This is a genomic window from Modestobacter marinus (genome assembly GCF_019799945.1).
GTDB classification, from domain to species: domain Bacteria; phylum Actinomycetota; class Actinomycetes; order Mycobacteriales; family Geodermatophilaceae; genus Modestobacter; species Modestobacter marinus_B.
The window spans coordinates 1-3,568 of the sequence record NZ_JABGCH010000078.1 but is presented as its reverse complement, the minus strand read 5'-3'; the positions used below and the strand labels follow the sequence as shown (position 1 = coordinate 3,568).

Sequence of the window (3,568 nt, the reverse complement as noted above, 5' to 3'; positions counted from 1 at the left end):
CGCCACCTGACCCCAACCTGATCGCGGTGCCGGACGGGCGGCGGACTTCGTCCGCCCGCGCTGACGCGCGCCTGCAACACACCTATTCACGGGTCTGTGTGGCACTTGATCTTGCGGCTCCTCCAGTGACGGAGCGCTCGGCAGGAGGCAGGCACTGGGCGCCCGGTTCGGCTTGGGTGCGGCGCCCCAGGGGGCGGCTTCTGGGACAGGCCGAGTGGCGCCAATCGATGTCGCTGTTCGGCTGACGAGCGCTTAGGACTGCGGGTTCCTCCCCCACGCTTACCGTCGTGGGGAGGCTGCTCTACCCCCACGACGGCTTCTACGTCTGGTGGCACAGACATGCCAGACCGCATACCTCTAGCCGCCAACGACTCCGGCCTACAGAGCACCTTCAATGCGCGAGCCTGTGCGCCATCGCAGCTAACCTCGCCCGGTGCCCCAGCCTGACGCCACCACCGAGGACGTCCTCGCCGCCATCCGTGAGTTCGACCAGCTCGGGCGTGAGTCATTCCTGCAGAAGTTCGGGTTCGGCCGCGCCCGGGACTATTTCGTCCGGCACGGTGGCCGGTTCTACGACTCCAAGGCGCTGCTGGGCGTGGCGCACGGCTACCAGCACGGGGAGCCGCTCCGGCCCGACGAGTTCTCGGGCGGTGACGCTGCGGCGGCGGCAACGCTCCGAGGTCTCGGCTTCACCGTCTCGGACCCCAACCCGGACTGGACCGAGGACGAGATCGTGCTGGCTTGCGACCTCATCTCTCGCCACGGGTGGCGATACCTCGACGAGAACCACCCAGAAGTTGAGGAGCTGTCTCAGGTCCTGCAGCTCCTTTCACGCCACCCCGAGGCGCGGCGCGGTCCGACCTTTCGGAACCCGAGCGGCGTCGCCCGCAAGACCGCCGACATCGCGACCCAGCACCCGGACAGCACGGGCAGACCAACCAGGGGCAACAGGCTAGACAAGGTCGTCCTAGATCAATTCCTCGCCGACCCGGCCGGCATGGCGGGCCGCGCCCGCGCCATACGCGCGGCAATCGACAACCCCGACGCGACAGCGCCGCTGCCAGACCTGGACCTCGATCCGGACGCCTCGGCCGATGAGGGCGGGATCCTGGAGCGAAAGTCGCTGGTGCGAGAGCGCGACCCGAAGTTGCGCCGACACAAGATCAAGTCCGTCCTCAAGAGCGGCGGAACCGTGTCCTGCGAAGTCTGCGCCTTCGACTTCGAACGGACCTATGGGGAGCGAGGGCGGCTCTACATCGAGGTTCACCACCGCACGCCGCTCCACGTGACCGGAACGGTCCGCACGCGCCTAGCGGACCTGGCGCTCCTGTGCTCCAACTGCCACCGGATGATCCACCGACGTCGCCCGTGGCTGTCCATCGAGGACCTCCAAGACGCCCTTCAACAGCCCTGAGCGCGGCACCGTGACGCGCTGGGTCGCCATAGGGAGCCCGCAGAGACATGGGTTTCGGTACCTGCGAAGAGCCGCCACGAGGCGCAACTGTCCCGTAGTGGGCCGCGTTTGGGACACCGACCGTGGGCAGTGACGCGCCACCGGACCGAAGTAGGGCCGCCGGGCGGGACGGACCTGAAGGCCTACTGGAGGCTTGTGGCGAGCCTTGCGTCATGACGGTGCACCAGACAACCGACCAGCGGCGCTCACCCGTCGATCCGCTGATGACCGTCGCGCAGGCCGGTGAGTATCTCGGCACCGGTGAGCGCTTCATCCGCCGGCTTATCACCGAGCGCCGCATCGCCTACGTCAAAGTCGGCAAGTATGTGCGCCTTGAGCGCTCGGCGCTAGACGCCCTTGTGGACGCCGGCCGAGTCCACAGCCAGCGCTGAGCAGCGAAGACGCCCGCTGAATCGCCCGCCAGGGTCGCGAGGTGGCCAAGCGGACGTTCGGCACCGTCGACGAGCTTCCGAGCGGTCGCTTTCGCGCCCGGTACCGCGGCCCCGACGGTCGGCGCCACGCCAAGGTCTTCGGCACCAAAGCGGACGCCTGGGCCTGGCTCGCCACCCAGCAGACGGACCTCCTCCGTAAGACCTGGCGGGCTCCCATCGCCAGCCGGAGGACAGTCGGCGACTACGCCGAGGACTACCTCGCCCGCAACGACCTCCGGGAGAGCACCCGGGTCCTCTACGCAGGCCTGTGGCATCACCACCTCGCCGCGCCATGGAGCGACGTCCCCGTCGACGAGGTCACCCCCGCCGCCGTCCGCTCATGGCACGCCAAGGCGGGCCGGACAACGGGCCCGACAGCGCTGGCCCAGTCCTACCGGCTCTTGCGGGCGATTCTCAACGTCGCGGTCGCCGATGAGGTGATCTCGTCCAACCCGTGCCGGCTGCGTGGTGCCGGTACGCCCAGGGCCTCCCGCCCCTCCCGCGCACTCACAGCCTCCGAGGCACTGCGGCTCGCCGAGCAACTGGGGAGGACCCGGAGGACCGGGCGCTACCGCGCACTGCTGCTCGTCCTCGCCTTCGGCGGGCTCCGATTCGGGGAGGCCACTGCGCTGCGCCGGTCCGACGTCCTGCCCGGCGGTCGCCTGCGCGTCGAGCGATCGGTGCGGCGCGTCGGCGGTCAGTGGGTGGTCGGCGAGCCCAAGACAGATGCCGGACACCGGACGGTGACCCTCCCGGCTGCCATCGCGGCCGTACTGGAGAAGCACCTGGAGAAGTACGTCCTCGCATCTCCGGACGCGCTCCTGTTCTCCACCAGTTCGGGCGGCTACCTCGCCCGCAGCAACTGGAACGCGACCTTCCGCCGCGCCGCTGAGGCCATCGGGCTCCCGGCAGTCCGGCCGCACGAGCTCCGCCACACCGGCGCCACCCTGGCCGCCGCCACCGGCGCGACCACCAAGGAGCTGATGCGCCGGCTGGGCCACGCCTCCCCCGCCGCCGCCCTCCTCTACCAGCACGCGGCCGACGACCGCGACGCCGAGATCGCCCGTGCCCTCGACGCCATGCTGGGTGCGGCCAGCGACGCCTCGGACGAAGATCCGGACGGGAGCGATTAGCAGGCTTCAGGCGCGGTGGATCACGCGTGGGTCACGCCCGACCGCTGGGTCACATGTGGGTCACGAGCCCTCGCCCGGAAGCCGGAGTGAGTCGCTGACCAGCGCAAACAGGATCACAAGATCCCGCCTTCCAAGCTGGCCATGCCGGTTCGATCCCGGTCACCCGCTCCACACGAAGCGCAGGTCAAGCCGCCTGACAGGCCCCCTGGAGAAGGTCTGGAGGACCTCCGGACGGCCCGGTTCAGGCTTCTGAAGACCCCCGTTGTCCGCCGGACCGGACAGCACCGCAACCCGAGCGCGGCGATGCGGAACGTTCTGGTCGATGCGCTCCCGCTTCGTCACCGACGGACACCGTCACCAGAAGTCCATGTCCTGCACTGCCACCACGAGGAGGCCGCCCAGCCCACTGCACCGAAAGCCCGGAGGCGGCGACGAAAGCTAGTGCCGCGGCTGCGAACTTTCGCCCTGGTTGGTGACACACCGGCCGATGTCCCTGGCTGAGGTCTGCAACGGGTGAACCGTTGCGCTCGTCTGATCCTGTCTTCCCCGCA

The 3,568-nt window shown here is 69.4% G+C and carries 3 protein-coding genes; all 3 read left to right on the top strand.

The features are described from left to right. The first annotated feature begins 433 nt into the window (after nucleotides 1-433). The 3 genes from HK417_RS26700 to HK417_RS26695 all read left to right on the top strand — a co-directional run bounded on the left by HK417_RS26700 (nucleotide 434) and on the right by HK417_RS26695 (nucleotide 3,017). Nucleotides 434-1,414: an HNH endonuclease gene (locus HK417_RS26700; protein ID WP_222273154.1), complete on the top strand. Its 981-nt coding sequence runs from the start codon at nucleotides 434-436 to the stop codon at nucleotides 1,412-1,414. 212 nt (nucleotides 1,415-1,626) lie between these two features. Continuing rightward, complete coding sequence (locus HK417_RS24090; RefSeq protein WP_222273151.1) at nucleotides 1,627-1,845, top strand: excisionase family DNA-binding protein; 219 nt, start codon at nucleotides 1,627-1,629, stop codon at nucleotides 1,843-1,845. A 41-nt stretch (nucleotides 1,846-1,886) separates the two neighbouring features. Beyond that, entirely contained in the window at nucleotides 1,887-3,017 is a 1,131-nt protein-coding gene (locus HK417_RS26695) for a tyrosine-type recombinase/integrase (protein WP_222273148.1), read from the top strand. Nucleotides 3,018-3,568: the final 551 nt, after the last annotated feature.